Genomic DNA, 25,967 nt, shown 5'->3' with positions numbered 1-25,967 from the left:
GCATCAGCTTCATTTCTATAATCCTTTGAAAATATTACTTTATAAATCAAATCATGTTAATATAAATAAGGGATTTATAAATTAACATGATTTTTAATTTGCATTGGGGGGCCTCTATGAAACGATACATACTATATATGTATAGTCTCAGTCTACTTAGTTTACACTCATATATCTAAAAAACAAAGAAAAGTTAGATGCCGTGAAACCAAAATTTAACTGCATAATTGGTGCCTAATTGACAATATCGGGTACAGCCCCCTAATATTAAAATATTTTTAAGAGATATGAAAGGAATAAATATATGTATGATATTACTATAGTAGGGTCAGGAGTTAGTGGGATGTTCCTCGCATATACTCTGGTACAGACAAAATCAAAATTAAAAATACTGATGATAGAAAAGGGAAGAAAATTTATAGACAGGGTATGTCCAATGGAAAACGGATTAAGCAAAAGATGTATCCATTGTAAACCATGTAATAAATTTCAAGGTTTTGGTGGTATGGGTAGGTCTGAGGGAAAATTTAATTACACTAATGATTTTGGTGGTTATTTAGGTGAAAAAATAGGAAACAGAACTGCACTAGAATTAATGGAATGTATTGATAATATCTTATGTCTATTTGGTGCAGACACAGTTAAATTATATAGTACAGAGAATGAAGAACTTAGTAGAAGAGTAAAAGAGAAAAATTATAATATACTAACTACAAAAGTAAGACATTTAGGAACAGCATTGTCTTATGGAATTTTAAATAAAATGTATTCACATCTTAAGGATAAGGTAGATATTAAGTTTGAGTTAGATATAACTTCTATAGATAAAATGAATAATGTATTTAACTTGAATAGTAAAGAAAATGTTTTCCAGTCTAAGATAGTTATATTAGCTACAGGTATAAGTGGAGGAGCGGAATTTCTGAAATATTGTCAAGCTTTTAATATTGAGCCCTATAGAAAAAGGCTGGATTTAGGGGTAAGGGTTGAAATGAAGGGTGATCAGTTAGACTCTATTCTTAAAGATTCTTTTGAAATTAAGATTAATTACAAAGGTGATGGATTTGAAGCTACAACTTATTGTATGAATCCTAAAGGAAAAGTAATCAAAAAGTTTCAAAAAGGCATCGTAATGGCTGATGGTCAAAATTATCTTGAAACAGACAGTCCGAGTTGTAACTTAAATTTTTCTATTCTTGTACCAAAATATTTTTCTTGTTTTATTGAGGCGAACGAATATGCCACAAGTATAATAAAATCTATAAATAAAGATAGAGAAAGAATAGTACTTCAAAGATTTGAGGATTTAATAAATAATAGGGCAACTACAAAAGAACAACTTACTAAAAATAGTATTCAGCCGTCGATTGAAGGTGAGGGTGGAAATCTATATAATGAAATTCCGAAGATTTATATAGATGCACTATTAAAAATTATTAAATCAATAGAAGATATAATAGGAAAAGAGATTTCTGAAGACACTTTATTATATGGAATTGATGCAAAATTTTATGAACCTGAAATTAGTACTAATGAATATTTTGAGACCAAACAAGAGGGACTTTATGTTTTAGGAGATTGTTCAGGAACAACCTATTCTTTATCACAGGCGGCTGCAAGCGCAGTATATCTCGGTAGGTATTTGTTAAACAATAATAATAAATAATAAGATACAAAAGGGTTTGTAATAACATTTTATATAGTTTAAAACGTATCTATAGGATTATGAATAAATATGACCTCTTTAAAATATCTTTCGAAATATTTGACATAAAAATACTCCTCCTTGCAATTTTTGATAATTAGCTTATCTCAATTATTGGCAAGAAAGAGTACTTTTTATTCTGTTTACACAAAATTACTTACAGGCCCTTTTGAAGTTGTTTTTTGTTATAAAATGATTATTTTACTTCCACAATCCAGCCTTCAGGAGATTTTATTTCTCCAAATTGGATTCCGTAAAGAGTATCATAAAGCTTTGTAGTAACTGGGCCCACTTCTGTCTCGCTGTGGAAAACATGAAGTTTACCGTTATATTCTATACCACCAATAGGCGTTATTACAGCAGCAGTTCCACAAGCACCTGCTTCTTTAAATTCACTAAGAGTACTTATTGCGACATCTCTTTCTTGTACTTCCATTTTTAAATATTCTTTTGCAAGATAAAGTAATGAGCGCTTAGTTATGCTAGGAAGTATTGATGGTGATTTTGGGGTTACAAATATATTATCATTTGTAATTCCAAAGAAGTTTGCAGAACCAACTTCTTCGATGGTGGTATGAGTTGCTGGATCAAGGTAGACACAGTCAGCAAATCCTTTTTCTTTAGCTTTTTCATAGGCAAGAAGGCTTGCAGCATAGTTTCCTCCAACTTTTACATTGCCTGTTCCATAAGGGGCGGCTCTATCATAGTCATCAGATGTCATAAAGTTTACTGGGGCTAGTCCTCCTTTGAAGTAAGCGCCTACAGGGCAACAGAATATTCCAAATAAAAATTCAGGAGCTGTACTTACGCCAAGGTTATCCCCAATACCTATCATATAAGGTCTAAGATAAAGTGTTGCTCCGGTTCCATATGGTGGAACAAATTTTTCGTTTGCTTTAACAACTTGGATACATGCATCAACAAATTTTTCAACGGGGATCTCAGGCATGAGAACGCGTGAACAACTGTTCATCAAACGCTTGGCGTTTTCGTAAGGTCTAAACAATTGGATATTGCCTTTTTTTGTACGATAAGCTTTTAATCCTTCAAAACATTGTTGGCCATAATGAAGAGCGGTTGAAGCTTCACTTATACAAAGTTTGTTATCTTCAACTAGTTTTCCGTCATCCCATTTGCCATTATTCCATATTGAAATATAACGTAAGTCTGTCTTGCTATAAGTAAAACCTAATTTATTCCAATCGATGTTAACATTTGCGGTCATATTAATCCCCCTATTTTGTAATTGGTTTTTATTTAAACGATGGTTTATACAACAGTATAAATATAATATTAAATTCTAAATGTTGTAAAAATTCGTATAAGATAGAATATGAGTATTATTGTAACATAAAATATGTACGGCTATAGCTTTTTCAGTATTTTCAGTATTTTAATAAGCTAAATTTAAAACATTTAAAGAATGAATAAAAAGTTGCATTAATGCAACTTTTTATTCATTCTTTAAATGTTTATTTTGAGATGATTAAGTTATTAATTTGACACTTCGGGAATATTATTTTTATCTTTACTCTTACTGCTATTAATATCATTTATAGATTGAAGACTTGTGCTGTTTTCCATATTAGCTATTGCGTCATTAACTTTTTTGTTTTTAGTCTTTTTATTTCTGTTCATGAGTTATATCTCCCTTCATATTTTTGTAGTAGGTATATTAATAGCATAGCCAGATTTTTTTGTAATATGTATGTGTAAATAGTAAAAGCTCAAACCATTTTACAAGTTAGAATGGTTTGAGCCTTTACTAAAATAATTTTTTGAAGCAGTTTTTGCATATAGTAGTTTTACCCTTATTGGCTGAAATGCATTCATCCTTTGACACCGGCTTTCTACATATTTCACATATTAGTGTTGACGTAGAGCTGTTAAGAGCCACAGATTTTGGCTTATTTACTTTAGCACCTATGGTGTTTTTTTTATTTGAGGGTGGATCGTAATTTATAGGTTGCTGTTTTTCTTTTTTTTCAACTATTGCGTAATTCATAGCATATGTACTTTCAGCAAAAAGTTCTAATTCAAATCTAGGATTTTCTTTATCATAAAACTCCTCAATAATAAGTCTTGTAACTTGGGCATCATTTACTATAAGACCACTTTTCTCTATACCATCGAAAATGCTTTTAGTTATGTTGTTTGTATCAGGATGCCTTTTTATACTTTTATAATATACTTTTAGAACAGCAATAAGGGATTCTGTTAAAAAAATATTACAGTTTTGGATTCTGCATTGATAAGCAATCTCTTCCTCATACAGAGCGTATCTATCATGGTACTTCCCGGAATTATAAGGTAAAATAGCTCTGCCATTCATGTTGAAAAGTTTAAAATTAGATTTTGAAATAGGTGAGCCTTTTATTATGACCTTTGCGTAGGTGTTACTCATATGTCCCTCCTAGGATCTATCTTAAATAGATAATAACTAATAGCCATATTCAAAAAAGTTTGAATATTTGATTTGTTATTTTTTGATGACTTAATTGAACTTTCTATAATATAATCATATATGCAATTATATCATAGAAAGATAGATACTTAGTTTAAATCTATTTATGTACACTTAAGTAAGTAAGTGAGTACACTTAAGTAAGTAAGTGAGTACACGTAAGTGAGTACACTTGGAAATGCATATAAAAATTTGATATGCTAAAGTTAATAAAGTATAATTAATTTATGTTATTAACAGATGTAAACATTCATTGAACATAAAGTTCTTAGGATGTTTTTATGAATATAGAGAAAAAATTATATAAACTATATTAAAGGTGGTAAAAACAATGGAAAAGGATATTAAAATACTTGCAATTGAATCGAGTTGTGATGAGACAGCGGCGGCAGTAGTCGTGAATGGTCGTGAGATTCTATCAAATATAATTGCATCACAAATTGATATACATGAAAAGTTTGGGGGTGTTGTTCCTGAGGTGGCATCTAGAAAGCATATAGAAGCAATAAGTGCTGTAGTTCAAGAGGCGTTGGACGAGGCTAAAGTTACATTAGACAATATAGATGCAATAGGAGTAACTTATGGCCCAGGGCTAGTAGGGGCACTACTGGTAGGAGTTCAATATGCTAAGGGGCTCGCATATGCAACGAATAAACCTTTAATTGGAGTTAATCATATAGAAGGTCATATAAGTGCCAATTTTATTCAATATAAAGAACTTGAACCACCATTTATGTGTTTGGTAGTTTCGGGTGGACATACATTTATTGTATATATGAAGGACCACGGTGAATTTGAGGTTATGGCTCAAACTAGAGATGATGCAGCAGGAGAAGCCTTTGATAAGGTGGCTCGGGCAATTGGGCTAGGATACCCTGGTGGTCCTAAAATAGATAAAATAGCAAAAGAAGGCAATGCAGGTGCTATAAAATTTCCAAAAGCTAAATTTCATGAAGATACTTTAGACTTTTCTTTTAGTGGGGTTAAATCTTCGGTGCTAAATTATCTGAATAAAATGAATATGAAAAATGAAACAATTAATGTACCAGATGTGGCCGCATCTTTTCAAAAGGCAGTGGTTGATGTTTTGGTTCATAATGCTCTAGAGGCATGTGAAATTAAAGGCGTAGATAAAATAACAATAGCGGGTGGTGTGGCATCAAATTCTTGCCTTAGAGAGACAATGATAAAAGAAGGGCAAAAGAAGAACATAAAAGTTTTGTTTCCAGAAATGATACTTTGCACTGATAACGCAGCTATGATTGGAAGTGCAGCTTACTTTGAATTAATTAAAGGAAGAATTTCACCGCTAACGCTAAATGCGATACCGAACTTAAAACTTGGAGAAAGATAGGATAATATAAATATAGAGTTACTAAAGAACGAACATAGTGAATTTTATATAAAAAAGGAATGCGGATATATTACAATATATCTGCATTCCTTTTTGAAAATATTCTTATAATTCAATATCCTTTTCCGCAAGCTTCCTGTTAATGAATCTTTCAACTATCAGTAAAATAATCGCCATTGTGGGTACTGCAAGGAACATTCCAAGAACCCCAAAGGTTCCGCCACCTATGAGTATTGCAAGGATAATAAGTAAAGGGCTTAAACCAACAGATTTCCCAAGGATCTTTGGCCCTAAATATAATCCATCAAATTGCTGAAGAATAATAATGAATATAAGCACCCAAAAAGCCTTTATAGGGCTAAAGAATAGGGTAATGAAAAAAGCAGGAACCATTCCAATTAATGGTCCGAAATAAGGAATCATATTTGTAATTCCAACTATTAAGCTTATAAGTATAGTATTAGGTATTCTAAAAATACTAAGTCCTACAAAGCATATAATACCAATGATAACAGAGTCAATAAATTTTCCGATAACAAAACCTGAAAAGATATAATTGGCTTCTTTGCTAAATTTTATAAAACCATCTGCATTTTCTTTTTTTAAGATAGCATAAATCAGTCTCTTTATATTTAATATTAAGGATTCTTTATCCTTTAAAAGATACAAAGATACAACAAATCCAAGCAGAAATTTCATAAAAGAAGAGGTGAAACCTACGGCTGTTAGCAAGGCAACACTGATACCGGTATTTAGATATTTACTTAAGTTAGACATAAGTGTTAAGGTAGTTTCGTCTAAATATTTAGTTACACCATATTTATCAAGCAATTGAACCTTATCCATATTTTCATAAAACCAAATTCGAGTTTTAGATATATATTCGGGAGTTGAAACTGTTAGTTCGCGAATACTTTCACCTATACTAGGCGTTAGTATAGTGATACTAAAAACTATTATGCCTAAAACACATATATACATAATAAGTAGAGTTAGATTACGCTTTGTATGGAACTTTTTTTCAATATTGACCATAACGGGGTTTAATAAGTAGGCTATACCGAATGCCCATATAAATGAACTTATGTATGATATAAAAATACTAAGGGCATTGGTAACTAATTCTATGTGGTATACTATTCGAAATAAAATAAGCGATAATAAGATTATAGGGATTAAATTTAAATAAGGGATTTTTTTATCTTTGAACAAGCTCAATTCACTTCCTTAATTAATAATTATTTTAAAAATAATACGATGATGTAAGTATATCATAAATATAAAAATTAAAGAATATTTATAACATATTTCAGGTCACTATAAGGTTTATAGTGAATATTTTTGTTTTTTGCGGGACGGTTAGTAAGTATTTAAGTTAGCAATTAACAAATAACAATATTATGGATATTTACAATATATTTACAATATTATTATTGACTAATGGTAATAAAAGTATATAATAAATAAGTATGGTGAACAAATGACCGATGGTCATAAATTAAAATTAAAACCTAGGTGGTAAATGCATTATGAAAAAAGTTGAAATTATTAAAGAAAAACAAAGTAAATCGGAAATGAACAAATTAAAGAAGAAAAAGAGATTATACGACTCAGCTTATGAACTTTTTACAACTAAAGGGATTAATGACACTGCTATAAACGATATTGTAAAAGGAGCAGGAGTTGCCAAAGGAACTTTTTACCTTTATTTTAAAGACAAATATCACATTATTGATTTGATAGTCTTAAGAAAGAGTTCAAAAGTTTTAAAAGAAGCTATTGAGGTATCTATGAATAAGGAGTTTGAAGAATTTAATGATAAAGTAATATTCTTTGTAGATTATATAATTGAATATTTAAGGGAAGATAAAAAGCTTCTAAGGCTTATATATAAAAATCTTTCTTGGGGTATTTATAGAAAGGTGATAGCAGAACCTTTGGAGTACAACGAAATGAAGGAAATCGCAAAAGTATTTATGGATAATATAGTGAGCGAAACGATGTGTATATCGCAAGCTGAAAAGATATTATTTATGATTATTGAACTAACAGGTTCGGTTTGCTATAGCTCAATTATTTTAGAGGAACCAGATACTATAGATAATATGAAACCTGTGTTATTTAAAACTATTAAGAAAATATTGCAAAATTAATTTTCTAAGGGAGGGATGACCTAATTGAAAAAGTTCGGACATTTTATAGCTAAAAATAGGATAATAATTTTAATTATTTCTACATTGCTACTGGTTCCATCCGTAATTGGAATGGTAAACACAAAAATAAATTATGATCTTCTTACCTATCTACCGCAAGAACTTGATTCCATGAAGGGACAAAATATTTTAGACAAAACATTCTCAAACGCAGCCACTTCAATGCTTATTGTTGATAATATGGAAGGCAAGGATGTTTTAAAAATAAAAGAAAAGGTTTCAAAGGTTAAAGGTGTAGAAAAAATTATTTGGGTAGATGATATTTTAGATACTACTATACCTAAGGAGATTTTGCCAGATGAAATTAAAAGCTCTTTTTATAGTGGCAATTCTACTATGTTAATAATTAAATTTAAAGAATCAGCATCTTCAGAAGCCACACAAAATGGTATAACCAATATAAGGAAGGTAACAAATAAACAATGTTATTTAAGTGGTATATCGGCAATTGTAAAGGATACTAAAGATTTATCGGATAAAGAAACACCATTTTATGTAATGATTGCAGTAATACTATCAGTCGTAGTTTTATCTTTAACAATGCAATCAGTTATAATTCCATTTATTTTCTTGTTAGGGATAGGGTATGCCATATTATATAATATGGGAACAAATATATTCTTAGGGCAAATTTCTTATGTAACAAAGGCATTAGCAGCAGTACTTCAACTTGGTGTAACTATGGATTATTCAATATTTTTACTTCATAGATACGATGAGGAAAGAGAACTTATGCCAAATGATCGTATAGGGGCAATGGGTGATGCTATAGCAAATACCATGGTCGCTATATCCGGAAGCTCACTCACAACTATAGCAGGTTTCTTAGCATTATGTACCATGCAACTTGCATTAGGTAAGGATATCGGGCTAGTAATGGCAAAGGGCGTTTTGCTTGGGGTTATAACTACGGTAACAGTATTGCCTGCATTGATTTTAGTGTTTGATAAACCTATTCATAGATTTAGTCACAAAACCATATTACCTGAATTTGATAAAACATCAAAACTGGCTACCAAACACTATAAAGTAATAACTATAGTATTTTTACTTGCATTTATACCAGCTATTTACGGAAATAACCACACTAAGGTTTATTATAACTTAGATGAATCGCTACCAAAGAATTTGGATTCTATTGTGGCAACAAATAAACTAAAGAAAGATTACAATATGACTTCGACACACTTTATTGTAATAAATGATAAGCTTGAAACTGATAAAGTTAAGGAAATGGTAAAGAAAATAGAAAAGGTAGATGGAATTGACAAGGTACTTGCTTCAGATAAGTACTTAGGACCACTTATTCCAGAAAGTTTTATCCCAGAAGATATTAAAGCCATTGTTCAAAAGGGCGGATATAAACTAATAATGGCAAATTCTAAATATAAGGCAGCTACAAAAGAAGAAAATGATCAGATAGATGAAGTAATTAAAGTTACAAAACAATATGACCCGAAATCAATGGTTTCAGGAGAAGGACCTCTTACTAAAGATTTGACAGAAATAGCGGATGTTGACTTTAAACATGTTAGCATAGCATCTATTGGCGCAATATTCGCTATAATACTTATAGTGTTTGCATCTGTATCTTTGCCAGTAATTCTGGTCTTAGCTATACAGCTCGCAATATTCATAAATATGGCAATTTCATGTTATATGGGAAATGTGATTCCATTTGTAGCATCTATAGTTATTGGAACTATACAGTTGGGGGCTACAGTTGACTATGCAATATTACTGACAACAAGATTTAGAGAAGAAATGAGAAATGGATACGAGAAAAACAAGGCTATGGAAATCGCAGTTAAGGGCTCTGCTAAATCTATTGTAACCAGTGCATTAACCTTTTTCGCAGCTACTGCAGGGGTAGCGATCATTTCTGACATGGAAATGATAAGTTCACTATGCACAATGATGGCAAGGGGAGCAGTAATAAGTATGGGAATTATCCTTTTTGTTCTTCCATCTATACTATTAGTAAGTGAAAAATTAATAATAATTACGAGTAGAAATTTTAAATCTAAAACACAAGCAAGTAGTGAACTAAAATCAGAATCACAATCAGAAAATTAAGAAGAACTTTTGAAAGCAAAACTATAGGGGAGATGTATTAACGTGAAAAATAAATGTATGTCAAAAAGATTATTAAGTATCGTGTTAATAGGTGCATTAGTTATTCCAAATATGACTTATGCTACTGAGTTAATTCAAAAGGATGAGACTGTTTATGTTACGTTAAATCAGCAAGGGGAGGTTAAAGAAAAAATAGTAAGTGATTGGCTTCACTCTAACGAGAAAAATATTGAAATTCATGATAAATCTATATTAAAGGATATAAAAAATGTAAAGGGTGAAGAAAAACCAAATGGTATTGGTGAGAGTTTAAATTGGAAGATAAGTGGTAATGATGTCTATTATAGAGGTACTACTGATAAAAAACTACCTATTGATGTAAATGTTAAATACTTGCTTGATGGAAAAGAAATTAAACCAGAGGATTTGGCAGGTAAAAGTGGAGAAGTGAAAATAAAAATTGATTATAAGAATAATGAAAGCCGTATGGTTAATATTAAAGGGAAAAACAGAAAAATATATACTCCATTTAGCACTGTAACTGTACTAGATTTGCCAATAGATAATTTTAGAAATGTTAAGATTAGCGGTGGGAAAATGATTAATGATGGGAATAATCAAATAGTCACTTTCATTTCTCTTCCAGGTATGAAGGAAAGCTTGGATTTAGAAAAGACTACTTTAGACTTAAAAGAGAATTTAGAAATTACTGCACAGGTAGAAAACTTTGAAATGGGTCCTATAATGATAACAGGGACGCCAGAACTTCCTGATATGGAAGAGTTTAAAAGTGCCTCATCTTTAGGGGATTTAACTAAAGGCATTAATAACATACAAGATGCTAGTACCAAGCTAGCTGAGGGAACAGGCAAATTAGACCTTGGTCAAAAGGCTTTAGCTGATAATATGACATTATTTAATGGTGGAGTAACTAAGCTAGGCGTTGGGGTTTCAGGATTAAATACTGGTATGATAAAGATTGGCGACGGTACAAGTGCAGCACAAAGTGGTGCTCAGAAGGTGGCAGGTGGATTAAAAGCATTTGAGGCAGGAACTAGAAAACTCGGTAGTGGAGCACAGCAGTTTGGATCAGGTACAGTAGAATTTGCTGCAAATTCAAAAGCATTTGCAGATGGAGCAGGTAAGGTAGCATATGGAACAGATAAATTAGTTGCAGGTTCTAAAGGGCTATCAGATGGAGCTAATAAGTTAGCTGAAGGGACTAATACAGTGTCGGCTAAAATGGAATCACTAAGTGAGGGACTAGATACAATGGTGAATTCTACAGGGGATCTACAGCAAGGTCAAAAAAAAGTAACAGATGGTGCAGAGCAAAGCTTAGAAGGTATAGATAAACTAAAAAAAGGTAAAGAGTCAGAGATAAAAGCTACTGATTCTTTAATATCAGGAATTGAAAAATTACAGGGACTTATTGGGTTCCTTGGGGAAATTCCTGGTACAGGTGAAATAGCAGGAAATTTAAATGGTGGATTAGAAAATGAAAAAGGGGGCCTTGTAGCTTTAAAGGATGGCGGCAATGAATTGTTACAAGGATTAAATGAACTTGAAGAAGGCATAGAAAAAATCAAAACTTGTTCACAGCAGGTAGATACAGGTATGGGCCAGCTTCAAGAAGGACAAAAAAATGCAGTGTCAGGGTCAAAAGAATTAGCTAAGGCCACAAAACAAATATCAGATAAAACTGGTGAATTAGCTAATGGAGCAGGAGGACTTGCGCAAGGCACAGAACAATTAGGAACAGCTGCAGGAAAGCTTAAAACTGGTAGTCGGGGACTCATAGGTGGAGCAAATAAGTTAAATAATGCAGCTGAAGACTTAAGCGCAGGAACAAAAGTTATGGGAGAAAACACTAATAAATTAGTGGTAGGATCTCAAAGCGTGGCAGATGGTTTAACAAAATTAAATAATGATGGGATAAAACCATTAACACAAGGATCAAGTAAACTAAATTCAGCGGTGGGTGAACTTTCTGTAGGGTCAGGAAAATTAAAAGAAGGTGCCAATAAATTAGCAAATGGAAATAAAGAATTAGATAAAAATATGAAAAAATTTGATAAAGAGGGTATTCAAAAGATAAGTGGCGAAATTGACAGCAAAATGGGAGATGTGCGAGATATTATTGATGTGAAAGATGAACTTGTAAAAATATCTAATAATTATGGTACATTTTCAGGTGTAGGTGATAAGATGGATGGTAAAGTTAAATTTGTTATGAAAACTGATGGGATAAAAGTAAAGACTGTGGCAACTAAAGAAGATAAAAAAGTTGTAGAGATAAAAGAAGAAAAGAAGGGCTTTTTAACATGGGTAAAGAACATATTTAGCAGTAATGATCAAATGAAAAAATAATAAATCTAAAAATGAAGGTAGATACCGATTTAAATCGGAATGTAGAATTTATGGAAAGTATCTATAACAAATGCGAAAATAATTTCAAAAGTAATAAAGGGCGTTAGTTTAAATTTAAACTAATGCCCTTTATTACTTTTGAACGGATAAACCAATGTTAATATTTACAAAAAATTCATAATTAAAAGATAAAATAAACATTGTATATTTTTAAATTGTAAACATATAAATAACAGTGTAAAACACAAAAGAATCCAGTTGATACACTAATATAAGTGGAGTATAATAATCTAAGTTTCAATGATTTAAAATAATAATTATTATGAATTTAAATGAGGAGCAAAATTATGACTGGCCATAAAAAAATAACGAAAAAAAAATTAAAGTTACTCATTGTAGCGATGTGTTTATCGCTAAGCATATTGACACTGAGGGCTTATTTAAATAAAATCAATAGAAATTCGAGTAAAAATATAGAGACTATATCTAGTAAAGATGCTGAAATTAAAAGTAAGGATCAAAATGCAAAGCTAACAAAGATAGCATTCGAGAAGAATAATAATGTTTATCTTTATGATGAAATAAATGAACAGATTAAATCTTTAGGGGATAATTCAAATTCAAAAGATCTATTACAACTTTCTCCAGATAAAACAAAAATAGTATTTAGATCTTTTAATGAAGAAAAAGAAATAAATCCCCCACATATAATTGTTTATGATATTAAAACTGAAAAATCAACAGAGATTGATATAAATAATAAAGACGTTCAACAAATTATTGAACTCAAGTGGATAGATAATGAAAACATTTTGATTACGGGTCATATTAATCCGTCAGCTTCAGGTTATGCAATATATAACATAAAAAACAAATTGGAGTTAATATCATGCGTTGGTACCATAAGAGATATTATTATAAATAAAAAAAGCATCCTTTATAGCGTTACACCTCATATATTTCCAAAACCTAGGGCCAATTTATATATTAATGGTAATAAAATTTTTGAAAGTATAGAGGATAAGGAAGAAATATATGATGGAGTGATATCTAAAGATGGTAAAATGCTTGCCTTTAGAAGTTGGCTTTCAGATTCAAAGAATTCGAATGGTGAAGTAAGTGCTTATATTAATGTAGCTAAAATTAATAATGATGGAAAATCAATAAGTGATTTAAAGAAGACAAGCATAAATAGTGACATAACTGGAGATTTAAAATTTGATGATAAAAATAATATAAATATTATAGGGGACAAATTTATATATAAATTAGAAGCAGGCAATATTATTAAGGAAAAAAATAATTTGCCAAAGCAAGCAGAACTTTCTGCTGCGCAACTTAAAAAATTTAAACAAATTTTGAACAAGCAATTCCCCGAAGAATCTATTTTAGAGCAAACAATATTAGAAGATATAGATATATATAATGTGGTAACTTTTTAGAATTCGGAACTAACCTAGAAATTAAAGGAGGGTTAAAAATGAATAATAACTATAAATTTTTTAAAAATAAAGATTGCGAATATTTCCCATGCCATCAAGTTAAAGATGATGAAAAATTTAATTGTCTATTTTGCTATTGTCCACTATATTTTCTAGAGGAGTGTGGTGGAAATGGGAAATTCGTAAGTGGTGTTAAAGATTGCTCAATTTGCATGATTCCACATTCTGAAAATGGATATGAGTATATAGTAAGCAAGATAGTGGAAGTAAACAAAGCAAAAAGAAATAATAACTAAGAAAAAGTATTTTTTACTAAAAAAGTATAATTTTAAAAAAACATTGCATTTGAAACGTTTACGTATTATAATTAAGTAAGAGTTAAAAATAAAATTTAATAGTTTCACATAAATAGAGGTGCAGATAAAGAGGTAATTTTTGAATGATAAGGATATGAACATCCAATATCAAAAATGAAGTATTTGTTTGCCGAAAGAATATTTTGGTTCTTCAATTTATTCTTGGGGATAGAAAGTAGTATTTCTATCACTGCCATAAGAGTTCTTATGGAGAGCTATTTATGTAATGAAAAGATGTTTTTTCATTGCATTAATAGACCTAGTACTTTGGTTAATTAAGGCGCTGAAAAATCAGTGCCTTTTTTTATTTCAAAATAAATTAACATAAGGCATTTTCTAAAAGATACACAACACAGATTTGTTGTTTTTTACAAAATTCCTAAAAATTACAAAATGAATAACTACAATAAACGAGGAGGAAAATAAAATGAAGTCTTTAATAAGGTTAAGAATGAGTGCACATGATGCACATTACGGTGGAAATTTAGTAGATGGAGCAAGAATGCTTCAATTATTTGGGGATGTAGCTACAGAACTTTTAATTATGAACGATGGTGATGAAGGATTATTCAAAGCATACGATGCTGTAGAATTTTTAGCACCAGTTTATGCAGGTGACTATATAGAAGCTGTTGGAGAAATAGTGAAGGTAGGGAATTCATCAAGAAAAATGATTTTCGAAGCAAGAAAAGTTATAGTACCAAGACCAGATATAAATGATTCAGCTTGTGATGTATTAGAAGAACCAATAATAGTTTGTAAGGCAAGCGGAACTTGCGTAGTTCTAAAAGAAAACCAAAGAAAATAATATGCAAGAGAATTAATGTAAACTTTTTCACCTAGTGGTTAATATTTTAGTTGCTAAATAAGTTTGTGCAAAATTATCATAATATACATAACTTATCATAAATATTATGGTAGATAGTAATTATTTTTGCACCACGAAGCACTATAAGGAGGTAGCACATGGAAAAATTAATAATTACTGCAGCTATATCTGGAGCGGAAGTTACAAAAGAACATAATCCAAATGTACCCTATACTGTTGAGGAAGTGGCAATAGAAGCGGAAAAAGCTTATAAAGCAGGAGCTAGCATCATTCATTTACACGTAAGGAAAGATGATGGAACACCTACTCAAGACAGGGAAAGATTTAGAGCTTGTATTGAAGCTATTAAAGAAAGATGTCCGGATGCAATTGTTCAACCATCAACAGGCGGAGCTGTCGGAATGAGTAATGCAGAAAGATTACAACCAGTTGATTTAGGACCAGAAATGGCAACCTTAGATGCAGGTACTTGTAATTTTGGTGGAGATGATGTATTCGTAAATACTGAAAACACTATTAAAGAATTTGGTAAAAAGATGATTGAAATGGGTGTAAAACCAGAAATTGAAGTTTTTGATAAGGGCATGGTAGACATGGCAATAAGACTTCAAAAGAAAGGTTTTATAAAAACACCAATGCATTTTAACTTTGTTATGGGTGTAAATGGTGGGATAACTGCTTCGCCAAGAGATTTAGTATTTATGGCAGGAAGCGTGCCAGAGGGAAGTACTTACACTGTATCAGGTATTGGTAGATTTGAATTTCAAATGGCAGCTGTGACTATTGTAATGGGTGGTCATGTAAGAGTTGGATTTGAAGATAATGTGTATATTGAAAAAGGTATACCAGCTAAATCAAATGCAGAATTAGTAGAAAAAGTAGTTAGACTTGCGAAAGAACTTAACAGAGAAATTGCCACTCCACAAGAAGCAAGAGAGATATTGGGTTTAAACAAAATATAAAACTGATAATTGTTATATCTTCAAGATAAATAAGAGGAGGTAAAATAAATGAATAAGGTTGTATCTTTAGAACAAGTTAGGCCATTACTCAAAGATGGAATGTCAATAATGATAGGTGGATTTTTAGCCTGTGGAACACCTGAAAAGATGATAGATCTATTAATAGAAACAAATGTAAAAAACTTAACTATAATAGCAAATGATACAAGCTATGTAGATAGGGGCATAGGAAGACTTGTAGTAAACGGTCAAGTTAAAAAAGTTGTGGCTTCTCATATAGGAACAAATGCTGAAACGGGAAGACTTATGACAGAAGGAAAAATGGAAGTAGAACTTGTGCCACAAGGAACACTAATTGAAAGAATAAGAGCAGCGGGAGCTGGGCTTGGTGGAGTGCTTACCCCTACAGGAGTTGGTACTATGATAGAAGAAGGAAAACAAAAACTTACAATAGAAGGAAAAGAATATCTATTAGAGCTTCCAATTAAAGCAGATTTAGCACTTGTTTATGCAAGCGTCGTAGATGAAATTGGAAATGCAGTTTATTATGGAACAACAAAAAACTTTAATCCAATTATAGCTACTGCTGCAGAAACTGTAATAGTAGAAGCTGAAAAAATTGTTAAAATTGGAGATTTAGATCCAAATAATATTGTGACTCCATGTGTATTGGTTGATTATATTATAGGGGAGGCTAACTAATATGATTACAGATAGCAAGATTGCAAAACAAATTATTGCAAAAAGAATTGGTAAAGAATTAAAAGATGGACAACTTGTTAATTTGGGCATAGGGCTTCCAACATTAGTTACGAATTATATTCCAGAAGGCGTCCATGTTACTCTCCAATCAGAAAATGGAATGGTTGGAATGGGAGCTTCTCCAGCAAAAGGAGAAGAAAACAAGGATGTAACTAATGCAGGTGGTCAATTTACTACAATACTTCCTGGCGGAGCATACTTTGATACCGCAATGTCTTTCACTTTAATAAGAGGAGGACACGTTGATATGACTGTTCTTGGAGCATTGGAAGTAGATCAGGAAGGAAACTTAGCTAATTGGATTGTGCCAGGCAAAATGGTTCCTGGTATGGGTGGAGCAATGGATTTAGTAGTAGGAGCCAAAAAGGTTATTATTGCAATGCAACATACAGCTAAAGGGACTCCTAAAATATTAAAAAAATGTACGCTGCCATTAACAGCAAAGGCACAAGTTAACCTTATAGTTACAGAACTTGGAGTAATGGAATTTACTGAAAAGGGACTTGTACTTACTGAAATTCATAAAGATACAACAGTTGAAGAAGTTAAATCACTTACTGAAGCTGAATTAATAATATCAGAAAATCTAAAAATAATGGATGTATAGGAGGAAGTTATTATGAACAAAGGATGTAAATACGGAACTCACAGGTCACTTGAACCAAAAGGTGCATTGCCACAACCAGCAACTAAAATATCAAATGATATGAATATATTTGATAATGAAATTTTAATTGATGTTCAGGCTTTAAACATAGACTCAGCTAGCTTTACTCAAATAGAGGAAGAAGCAGGACATGACATTGAAAAAATAAAATCTAAAATCATGGAAATTGTAGCTGAAAAAGGAAAAATGCAAAATCCTGTAACAGGTTCAGGTGGAATGCTTATTGGAACAGTTGAAAAAATAGGCGAAGCTTTAAAAGGAACAACAGATCTTAAAGTGGGAGACAAAATCTCTACATTAGTTTCACTATCATTAACTCCTTTAAAAATAGAAAAAATTGTTGATATCAAACCAGATATCGATAGAGTTGAAATAAAAGGAAAAGCTATTTTATTTGAAAGTGGATTATATGCAAAACTTCCAAAAGACATGAATGAAAATCTAGCATTAGCAGCATTAGACGTTGCAGGAGCGCCAGCTCAAGTTGCTAAACTTGTTAAACCAGGTCAATCAGTTCTTTTACTAGGCGCAGCAGGAAAATCAGGAATGATTTGCTCTTATGAAGCAGTTAAAAGAGTAGGACCAACAGGAAACGTTATAGGCATTGTAAGAAATGAAGAAGAGAAAGCGAGATTAAAAAGATTAGGTCTAAAAATGCAAATAGTTATTGGAGATGCTAGAAACGCTATTGATGTAATGAACACTACTCTAGAGCACAACAATGGATGTGAAGTAGATGTAGCAATAAATATGGTTAATGTTCCAAATACTGAAATGTCATCAATTTTACCAGTAAAAGATGACGGAATAGTATACTTCTTCTCAATGGCTACAAGCTTTACAAAAGCAGCTCTTGGAGCTGAAGGTGTAGGTAAAGACGTTACTATGATCGTAGGAAACGGATACACTAAAGGACATGCTGAAATAACCCTTGAAGAGTTAAGAGAAAATGAAACATTAAGAAAAGTATTTGAAGAATTATACGTTTAATGACATTTCAGCTTCGAAGAAGATGATTTAATTGTGATTTAGAGAATACAATATAAAGTTATATTGTATTCTCTCTAAACCATATTGATATATCAACTACATATTATAAAATTAAAAATTATTATACGATGGAGGTACTAATATGAAAGTTAATAGAAGATTTGAATTATTTAAAGATGTAACTGATGAGCAATGGAATGATTGGAAATGGCAGGTTAAAAATAGAATTGAAAATGTGGATCAACTAAAAAAATATATACCATTAACGCAGGAGGAAGAAGAAGGAGCTAGGAAATGCGTTCAAACATTAAGAATGGCTATAACTCCTTATTACTTAGCATTAATAGACCCTAATGATCCAAACGATCCAATAAGAAAACAAGCTATACCAACAGGGCTTGAATTACATCAGGCACATGCTGATTTATTGGACCCATTACATGAAGATTCAGATTCTCCAGTACCAGGGTTAACTCATAGATACCCAGATAGAGTATTACTATTAATAACTGATCAATGCTCAATGTACTGCAGACACTGTACAAGAAGAAGATTCGCAGGTCAAAGCGATAGTGCTATGCCAATGGAAAGAATAGATAAAGCAATCGAGTACATTAAAAATACTCCACAAATTAGAGATGTATTATTATCAGGCGGAGATGCTCTACTTGTTTCAGATGATAAATTAGAATATATAATTAAAAAATTAAGAGCAATTCCACACGTTGAAATAATAAGAATGGGTTCGAGAGTACCAGTGGTTCTTCCACAAAGAATTACAAAAGAATTAGTTGATATGCTAAAGAAATATCATCCAATTTGGCTAAACACTCACTTTAATCATCCAAATGAAATTACAGAAGAAGCAAAACTTGCATGCGCGCGGCTTTCAAATGCAGGAGTACCTCTAGGAAATCAATCAGTTCTTTTAAGAGGGGTTAATGACTGTGCACATATAATGATGGACCTTGTACATGAGCTTGTTAAAATTAGAGTAAGACCATACTACATCTATCAATGTGATCTTTCAATGGGACTTGAGCACTTTAGAACACCAGTATCTAAAGGGATAGAAATTATTGAAGCTTTAAGAGGCCATACTTCAGGATTCTGTGTTCCAACATTTGTTGTTGACGCTCCAGGTGGCGGTGGTAAAATACCAGTAATGCCAACTTATATTATTTCTCAAAGTCCTGAAAAAGTGGTACTTAGAAACTTTGAAGGCGTTATAACTACTTATGAACAACCAACTAGTTATACTTCAGGTTGTCGCTGTGAAGTTTGCGAAGGAAAGAAAAAGGTTCATAAAGTAGGAGTGGCAGGGCTATTAAACGGTCAGCAAATGTCTATGGAACCAGCTGGACTTGAGAGAAATCTAAGAGGACATCACGAGTAAAATTAAGGACAGCATAAACAACCCAAGCATTTTCAATATGATTCAAAAATATGACAGTATTTCTATCATAGGAATGAATAAAAATGTAGGAAAAACAACCACCTTAAATCATATATTGAGGGAAGCCAGAGGGGAAATATCCCTTGGGCTTACCTCTATAGGAAGAGACGGAGAAGAGTTGGACCAAGTAACTGCTACTGAAAAACCTAAAATTTACATTGAAGAAGGAACTATAATTGCTACTGCAAAACAATGCTTATTGAATAGTGATATTACCAGGGAGATTTTAAAAACTACTGGTTTCAACACTCCTATGGGTGAAATAATTATATGCAGAGCATTAAGTGACGGATATGTAGATTTAGGCGGTCCATCTGTAAATTCCTATATGACTTTAATATGTGATGATCTTAAAAGGTTTGGAAGTGAGCTTGTAATTGTGGATGGTGCCCTTAATAGAAAAACCTTCGCCTCTCCATCAATTACAAATGCTACAATTTTATCAACTGGAGCGGCGCTGTCAAAAAGTATGGATAAGGTTATAGAAGAAACTAGTCATACTGTTAAATTACTTTCATTGGAAAATGAAAAGAATAATGAAGTATTAAATCTCGCTAATGAAGTTTTACGCATCGGCAGAATAGGTATTATTTGCAAAGATAATACTATAAAAATGCTAGATGCAATTACAGCATTGGGATCTTCTAAGGAAATTGTTGGGTCTTTAGATGAAAATGCCTCCTATGTAGTTATTAAAGGTGTAGTTTCAGATAACCTACTAGAAGATATTATGACATCTACAAATAAGTATAAAGGTGTAATTTTCCTAGTTGAAGATGGAACAAAGCTCTTTTTAACTAGGGAAACCCTTTATAAATTTAAAAAGCAAGGTGGAATTATAAAAACAATAAATCCCATTAATATAGTATGTGTTACATCCAATCCAAAATCACCTTATGGGTATGAATTTGATAAGCAGAAGTTTTTAGATGGGCTTAGGGATAAATTAAATATACCTGTATTTGATGTTATTGGAGGGGAGTAAAATGAAATTTTTAGATAAGCAGCAGAGGGATCAAATTGGTTTTTCTTTTGTTATGGATAAATTGGGGATAACTACTTCTTATGGGCTTGAGGAGAAAAAAAATATTAGACCATTTAAAGATTCAGAAATAAATGAATTAACTCATGAATTAAATAGTCTAGAAAATATGATTAAATCAATGAGAGCTCATAGTCAAGAGTATAATGGAATAGGACGAATATTTTGTAAACTAAAAGATATTAGAAATTCTATTAAAAGATGTAATGAATCAGAAACATTAGATGAAGTTGAATTATATGAAATTAAATATTTTTCAATATTAGTAACAGATTTAAAAAATATTTTGGATAAATTACAGCTTGATATAGAGGAGGTTCATCTAAACTCTTTAGATGAGATTATCTCCCTCCTAGACCCACAGAAGAAGGGAATGTCTACTTTTTATGTTTATGATGAGTATTCTAAAACTTTGAAAAGCATTCGTGAAAAGAAAAAACAAAAGGAAAAAGAAATTTTTACTGTGAAAACCGAGGAAGAAGTAAATGAACTAAAGAAGCAAAGGTTAGATTTAGTTATAGAAGAAGAAGAGGAAGAACTAAGGATTAGAAAAGAGTTAACACTCCAGATTTCTAAGGAAACTGAGATCATAAACCAAAATATAAAAGCGATAGGTAGATTAGACTTTTTGATTGCCAAAGCGAATTTATCCATAGATTATAATGGTTCCCGTCCGAAAATTTGTGAAGAAATGAAGATTAATCTTGATGAAGCCTTTAATCCTGAAATTAAAGAAATATTAGAAAAAGGTAAAAAGGTATTTACCCCAGTTAGTATAGAGCTATTTGGTGGTACAACTATTATAACTGGTGCTAATATGGGTGGGAAAAGCGTTACCCTTAAGACTATTGTTCTGAATTTACTGCTTGGGCAAATGGGCTTTTTTGTATTTGCAAAAAAAGCACAATTTCCAATCCTTAATTTTATTCATTTTGTTTCAGATGATATGCAGTCCATATCCAAAGGCTTAAGTACATTTGGTGCAGAAATAATAAAGTTAAAAGAAGTGGTAGAGTCTGCAAAAATAGGAAATGGATTTATAGCTCTAGATGAGTTTGCAAGAGGTACTAATCCAAAAGAAGGGTACTATCTTATGAAATCTCTTTCTAAATACTTGACTAAATTTCAATCAATAAGCTTAATTTCAACTCATTACGATGGAGTAGTTGAGGAGAATATGGAACATTATCAAGTAATGGGACTTAAAAATGTAGATTTTAATGCGCTAAAGTACAAGATAGATTTAAATAAAACTCATTCTGTTGAAATAATACAACAACATATGAATTACAAGCTAGAGAAGGTTTCAAAAGAAAATGAAGTGCCAAAAGATGCACTTAATATAGCATTATTACTAGGACTTGAAAAGGAAATAGTGGATATAGCAAAAAGTTTCTACAATTAGGAGGAATAAAATGGAAAGCAAATTAAATATGAATTGGGATGTTGTGAGTAAAGCTAGACAATCAGCTAAAAACATAGCAAAAGATACTCAAGAATTTATTGACATACATACTACAGTAACAGTAGAAAGAACGGTGTGTAGACTTTTAGGTATTGATGGGGTAGATGAAGTTGGAGTACCAATTCCAAATGTAGTAGTGGATAACATTAAAAATGGTAATGGATTAGCACTTGGTGCGTCAATGTTTATAGGAAATGCTATGGTTGAAACTGGTCTTTCACCACAAGAAATTGCTGAGAAAGTAGCAAAAGGTGAAATGGATTTAACTAAAACTCCTATGCATGAAGAATTCGAAATAAAAATGGCTGTAGATAAAGTAGCTAAAGAAATGGTTGCTAAAATTAAAGAAAATAGAGGCAAAAGAGAATCATACCTTGAAAAATTTGGCGATAAGAGTAGCCCATATCTTTATGTAATAGTTGCTACAGGTAACATTTATGAAGATATAACCCAAGCAAGAGCAGCTGCTAAGCAAGGCGCAGATGTAATAGCCGTAATAAGAAGTACAGGACAAAGCTTACTTGACTTCGTTCCATACGGAGCTACAACGGAAGGTACTGGAGGAACACTTGCAACACAAGAAAACTTCAGACTTATGAGAGCGGCCCTTGATGAGGTTGGAGAAGAATTGGGGAAATATATAAGACTTTGTAATTATTGTTCTGGATTATGTATGCCTGAAATAGCTGCTATGGGAGCTATAGAAAGATTAGATGTAATGCTCAATGATGCTTTATACGGAATTCTTTTCCGCGATATCAACATGCAAAGAACTATAGTTGACCAATATTTCTCAAGAGTAATAAATGGATTTGCGGGAGTTATTATAAACACTGGAGAAGATAATTATTTAACTACTGCAGATGCAGTAGAAGAAGCTCATACAGTGCTTGCTTCACAATTTATAAATGAACAATTTGCATTAGTTGCTGGAATTCCAGAAGAACAAATGGGACTTGGGCATGCGTTTGAAATAAGTCCAGATGTTGAAAATGGATTTATATATGAATTAGCACAAGCGCAAATGGCAAGAGAAATCTTTCCGAGAGCACCACTAAAATATATGCCTCCAACTAAGTTTAAGACTGGAGATATATTTAAAGGACAAGTACAAGATACATTATTCAATATGGTTACTATTATGACAGGACAAAAGTTACATCTTCTTGGAATGCTTACAGAAGCAATACACACTCCATTTATGTCAGATAGAGCGTTATCAATAGACAATGCTCAATATATATTTAGAACTATGAAGGATTTAGGATCAGAAATCACCTTCAAAAAAGGTGGCATGATGGAAACAAGGGTTGATGAAGTATTAAATAAAGCAGCAGATTTAATTGGAGAAATTGAAAAAGAAGGCTTATTCAGTACGATACAGCAAGGGAAATTTGCAGGAATTAAGAGACCTTATACTGGTGGAAAAGGACTTGCAGGAGTTGTAGAAAAAGAAAAAGCTTACTTTAACCCATTTATAGATTTAATGTTAGGGGGAAATAAATAATGAGCGAAGGACAATATTCATTAGAAGTTAAAGAGTATGATCAAAATTTGGATTTAACAAAGATTAAACCCTATGGAGATACTATGAATGATGGTAAGGTACAAGTGAGCTTTACACTTCCAGTAGAAGATAATGAAAGAGGAGTAGAAGCAGCACTTCAACTTGCTAAAGCTATGGGACTTAAAAATCCAAACTGTGCTCATCATGCATCTTTAGATAAAGAATTTTCTTTTTATGTTATTTATGGTTCATTATCGCATTCTGTAAACTATGAAGAAATTCATGTTCAAACTGTAGAAGTAGAAACAATGGATATGAAACAAATTGGAGAATATATAAAAGAAAACATTAAACGTGACGTTGTAATAATTGGAGCTAGTACAGGAACAGATGCTCATACAGTTGGGATAGACGCTGTAATGAACATGAAGGGATTTGCAGGACACTATGGTCTTGAGAGATACCCTATGATAGAAGCTTTGAACTTGGGAAGCCAAGTTGAGAATGAAGAATTTATCAAAAAAGCTATAGAGCTTAAAGCAGATGTTCTTTTAGTTTCTCAAACAGTTACTCAAAAGGATGTACACATCCAAAACCTTACTAATCTAGTAGAATTATTAGAAGCAGAAGGAATCAGAGATAAAGTTGTCTTAATTTGTGGAGGTCCAAGAATAACTCATGAACTTGCTAAAGAGCTTGGATATGATGCAGGTTTCGGACCAGGAAAATTTGCTGATGATGTAGCAAGTTTTGCTGTTACGGAGATAGTTGAGAGAGGTTTAATTTAATAAATTTATAATAAAAAAATAGGGGGTACATCTTTAATTGATTTATTTAATCATTTAAAGATGTACCCCTTTTGTTGTTATAATAAAAACTTCCTAGAAAAGGAATAATCCTAACCCAATAATAATACCTGAGTATAATAAGTCAATTACACAAAAACCCATTACGTCCTTAGCACTGAGTCCAGCAATTCCAAGAGCGGGTAATGCCCAAAAGGGTTGAATCATATTAGTCCATGCATCTCCCCAAGCAATAGCCATAGCAGTTTTCGCAGCAGGTACGCCTAAAGCTGCACCGGCAGGCATCATAATAGGAGCTTGAACAGCCCATTGACCACCGCCAGATGGTATAAAGAAGTTAACAAGTCCTGCACTTAGAAAAGTGAATAGTGGAAAGGTATGTTGATTAGATATACTAACGAAAGAAGTAGACATAACACCTGCAAGAGAAATTCCAGCAGCGCTTGTACCTACCATCATTCCCATAATACCTGCGTAGAATGGGAATTGAAGTATAATTCCAGCAGCGCCTTTGGCGGCGTCTGTAATTGCATTAACAAATCTTCTAGGAGTTCCATGAAGAGCAACTCCTAGGAACAAGAAAATAGCATTAACAATGTTTAGATCGAGGCTACCACCTTTAACAAAATAGTAAACAATATAACTAAAGCCCATAATTGCTAATAACATTGAGATAAGGGTGCTGTTTTCAAGTTTATCAGCAGGAGTCATTGCTTCTTTAGCTATTATAACTACTGGGTTCTCAACCAAAAGTTTTGTATCTATAGTGACAGTATGATCAATGTCAGGATGCATAGCTTTGTTTATAAGAGGCAATGTAATTAATAGTACAGCTAATATAATTAAATTGTAACCTGAAAACAATGTTGCACTAGTTGGTATAGGAGAAGTAACAACGCCTGCAGTAGCTTTTACAACTTCAGGACCACCAGAAGCAACTACTAGTGGGATAGAACCAGAAAGACCAGCGTGCCATACTAAAAAGCCTGAATAAGCAGAAGCTATTAAAAGCCTATAATCTACTCCTTTAACTTCTTTAGCTAATTCCTTAGCGAAAATAGCCCCAATAACTAAACCAAAGCCCCAGTTGATCCAACAAGCTATAGTAGAAATAAGTGTAACCAAAATAATTGCTTGACTCGGTGATTTAGGTATTTTTGCAAGGGTCTTAAGACCTTTTTTAAAAGATGGTGCATTGGCGAGAGCATGGCCTGTAACTAATACCAATGCCATTTGCATTGAAAAAGCAAGTAATGTCCACAAACCTTTGCTCCAGTGAATAGTCATAGCCAAAGGACTTTGTCCAGTAAGAACTATGCCTAAAATTAATACAAAGAATGTTAAAAGTACAGCAAATATGAATGGGTCTGGTAAATATTTTTGGACAAGATTAACACAACCATTTGTAAATTTTTTGAACATTTTGATTCCCCCTTATTAGCTATATAAATTTAAAATGCTCCTATGTAACAATATTCTATATTATGCAAAAAAAGTACCT

Annotated in this window: 22 protein-coding genes and 1 riboswitch; of the genes, 17 read left to right on the top strand and 5 right to left on the bottom strand. The window is 32.1% G+C overall.

Annotated elements, in window-relative coordinates; all coding sequences use genetic code 11:
* Nucleotides 1-304: 304 nt before the first annotated feature.
* Entirely contained in the window at nt 305-1,666 is a 1,362-nt protein-coding gene (locus tag KTC92_RS10800; protein WP_220287266.1) for an NAD(P)/FAD-dependent oxidoreductase, read from the top strand.
* A 235-nt stretch (nt 1,667-1,901) separates the two neighbouring features.
* Here KTC92_RS10800 and KTC92_RS10795 read toward each other — a convergent pair whose 3' ends face one another.
* The 3 genes from KTC92_RS10795 to KTC92_RS10785 all read right to left on the bottom strand — a co-directional run bounded on the left by KTC92_RS10795 (nt 1,902) and on the right by KTC92_RS10785 (nt 4,109).
* The gene (locus KTC92_RS10795; RefSeq protein WP_216302323.1) at nt 1,902-2,930 is read right to left on the bottom strand and encodes a branched-chain amino acid aminotransferase; all 1,029 of its coding nucleotides are present in this window, start codon (nt 2,928-2,930) and stop codon (nt 1,902-1,904) included.
* A 269-nt stretch (nt 2,931-3,199) separates the two neighbouring features.
* On the bottom strand, nt 3,200-3,343 hold the full coding sequence (locus tag KTC92_RS10790; RefSeq protein ID WP_220287267.1) for a hypothetical protein: 144 nt from the start codon (nt 3,341-3,343) through the stop codon (nt 3,200-3,202).
* Nucleotides 3,344-3,470: 127 nt separating this feature from the next.
* Complete coding sequence (locus KTC92_RS10785; RefSeq protein WP_220287268.1) at nt 3,471-4,109, bottom strand: RusA family crossover junction endodeoxyribonuclease; 639 nt, start codon at nt 4,107-4,109, stop codon at nt 3,471-3,473.
* Between the two features lie 391 nt (nt 4,110-4,500).
* On the opposite strand from KTC92_RS10785, the gene tsaD reads away from it, so the two are divergent.
* Nucleotides 4,501-5,523 carry a tRNA (adenosine(37)-N6)-threonylcarbamoyltransferase complex transferase subunit TsaD gene (tsaD, locus tag KTC92_RS10780; RefSeq protein ID WP_220287269.1) on the top strand — a complete coding sequence of 341 codons (1,023 nt, stop codon included), beginning with the start codon at nt 4,501-4,503 and terminating at the stop codon, nt 5,521-5,523.
* Nucleotides 5,524-5,628: 105 nt separating this feature from the next.
* Here tsaD and KTC92_RS10775 read toward each other — a convergent pair whose 3' ends face one another.
* Complete coding sequence (locus KTC92_RS10775; RefSeq protein WP_216302319.1) at nt 5,629-6,735, bottom strand: AI-2E family transporter; 1,107 nt, start codon at nt 6,733-6,735, stop codon at nt 5,629-5,631.
* A gap of 317 nt (nt 6,736-7,052) precedes the next feature.
* Here KTC92_RS10775 and KTC92_RS10770 point away from each other — a divergent pair, with 317 nt between their 5' ends.
* The 15 genes from KTC92_RS10770 to KTC92_RS10700 all read left to right on the top strand — a co-directional run bounded on the left by KTC92_RS10770 (nt 7,053) and on the right by KTC92_RS10700 (nt 24,448).
* Complete coding sequence (locus KTC92_RS10770; RefSeq protein WP_216302318.1) at nt 7,053-7,676, top strand: TetR/AcrR family transcriptional regulator; 624 nt, start codon at nt 7,053-7,055, stop codon at nt 7,674-7,676.
* 24 nt (nt 7,677-7,700) lie between these two features.
* A complete protein-coding gene (locus tag KTC92_RS10765; protein ID WP_216302317.1) occupies nt 7,701-9,812 on the top strand; it encodes an RND family transporter in 2,112 nt (703 codons plus the stop codon).
* A gap of 42 nt (nt 9,813-9,854) precedes the next feature.
* Entirely contained in the window at nt 9,855-12,182 is a 2,328-nt protein-coding gene (locus KTC92_RS10760) for a hypothetical protein (protein ID WP_220287270.1), read from the top strand.
* Between the two features lie 347 nt (nt 12,183-12,529).
* The gene (locus tag KTC92_RS10755; RefSeq protein ID WP_220287271.1) at nt 12,530-13,624 is read left to right on the top strand and encodes a hypothetical protein; all 1,095 of its coding nucleotides are present in this window, start codon (nt 12,530-12,532) and stop codon (nt 13,622-13,624) included.
* A 38-nt stretch (nt 13,625-13,662) separates the two neighbouring features.
* Entirely contained in the window at nt 13,663-13,920 is a 258-nt protein-coding gene (locus tag KTC92_RS10750; protein ID WP_216302314.1) for a cysteine-rich small domain-containing protein, read from the top strand.
* A gap of 105 nt (nt 13,921-14,025) precedes the next feature.
* Nucleotides 14,026-14,206, top strand: a riboswitch (Lysine riboswitch).
* A 201-nt stretch (nt 14,207-14,407) separates the two neighbouring features.
* Nucleotides 14,408-14,788: a hotdog fold domain-containing protein gene (locus KTC92_RS10745; protein WP_216302313.1), complete on the top strand. Its 381-nt coding sequence runs from the start codon at nt 14,408-14,410 to the stop codon at nt 14,786-14,788.
* A gap of 158 nt (nt 14,789-14,946) precedes the next feature.
* Nucleotides 14,947-15,771, top strand: a complete 825-nt coding sequence (locus KTC92_RS10740; RefSeq protein WP_216302312.1) for a 3-keto-5-aminohexanoate cleavage protein — start codon at nt 14,947-14,949, stop codon at nt 15,769-15,771.
* A gap of 48 nt (nt 15,772-15,819) precedes the next feature.
* A complete protein-coding gene (atoD, locus tag KTC92_RS10735) occupies nt 15,820-16,473 on the top strand; it encodes an acetate CoA-transferase subunit alpha (protein ID WP_220287272.1) in 654 nt (217 codons plus the stop codon).
* 1 nt (nt 16,474) lies between these two features.
* Complete coding sequence (locus KTC92_RS10730) at nt 16,475-17,140, top strand: 3-oxoacid CoA-transferase subunit B (protein ID WP_165412589.1); 666 nt, start codon at nt 16,475-16,477, stop codon at nt 17,138-17,140.
* A 12-nt stretch (nt 17,141-17,152) separates the two neighbouring features.
* On the top strand, nt 17,153-18,190 hold the full coding sequence (locus tag KTC92_RS10725; protein WP_216302310.1) for an L-erythro-3,5-diaminohexanoate dehydrogenase: 1,038 nt from the start codon (nt 17,153-17,155) through the stop codon (nt 18,188-18,190).
* Between the two features lie 142 nt (nt 18,191-18,332).
* Nucleotides 18,333-19,586, top strand: coding sequence for a lysine 2,3-aminomutase (gene ablA / locus KTC92_RS10720; RefSeq protein WP_220287273.1), 1,254 nt, complete (start codon nt 18,333-18,335; stop codon nt 19,584-19,586).
* Nucleotides 19,587-19,623: 37 nt separating this feature from the next.
* Complete coding sequence (locus KTC92_RS10715; protein WP_216302308.1) at nt 19,624-20,631, top strand: hypothetical protein; 1,008 nt, start codon at nt 19,624-19,626, stop codon at nt 20,629-20,631.
* Nucleotide 20,632: 1 nt separating this feature from the next.
* A complete protein-coding gene (locus KTC92_RS10710) occupies nt 20,633-22,093 on the top strand; it encodes a hypothetical protein (protein WP_216302307.1) in 1,461 nt (486 codons plus the stop codon).
* Between the two features lie 10 nt (nt 22,094-22,103).
* Nucleotides 22,104-23,660 carry a lysine 5,6-aminomutase subunit alpha gene (locus tag KTC92_RS10705; RefSeq protein ID WP_216302306.1) on the top strand — a complete coding sequence of 519 codons (1,557 nt, stop codon included), beginning with the start codon at nt 22,104-22,106 and terminating at the stop codon, nt 23,658-23,660.
* Entirely contained in the window at nt 23,660-24,448 is a 789-nt protein-coding gene (locus KTC92_RS10700; protein ID WP_220287274.1) for an OAM dimerization domain-containing protein, read from the top strand. Before KTC92_RS10705 ends, KTC92_RS10700 begins: the two co-directional genes overlap by 1 nt.
* 93 nt (nt 24,449-24,541) lie before the next feature.
* Here the strand turns inward: KTC92_RS10700 and KTC92_RS10695 are convergent, their stop codons facing one another.
* A complete protein-coding gene (locus KTC92_RS10695; protein ID WP_220287276.1) occupies nt 24,542-25,888 on the bottom strand; it encodes a short-chain fatty acid transporter in 1,347 nt (448 codons plus the stop codon).
* Nucleotides 25,889-25,967 lie beyond the last annotated feature (79 nt).

The organism is Clostridium sp. CM027, assembly GCF_024730565.1.
Classification (GTDB): domain Bacteria; phylum Bacillota; class Clostridia; order Clostridiales; family Clostridiaceae; genus Clostridium_AD; species Clostridium_AD estertheticum_B.
This window is presented reverse-complemented; position numbering and strand designations above follow the sequence as displayed.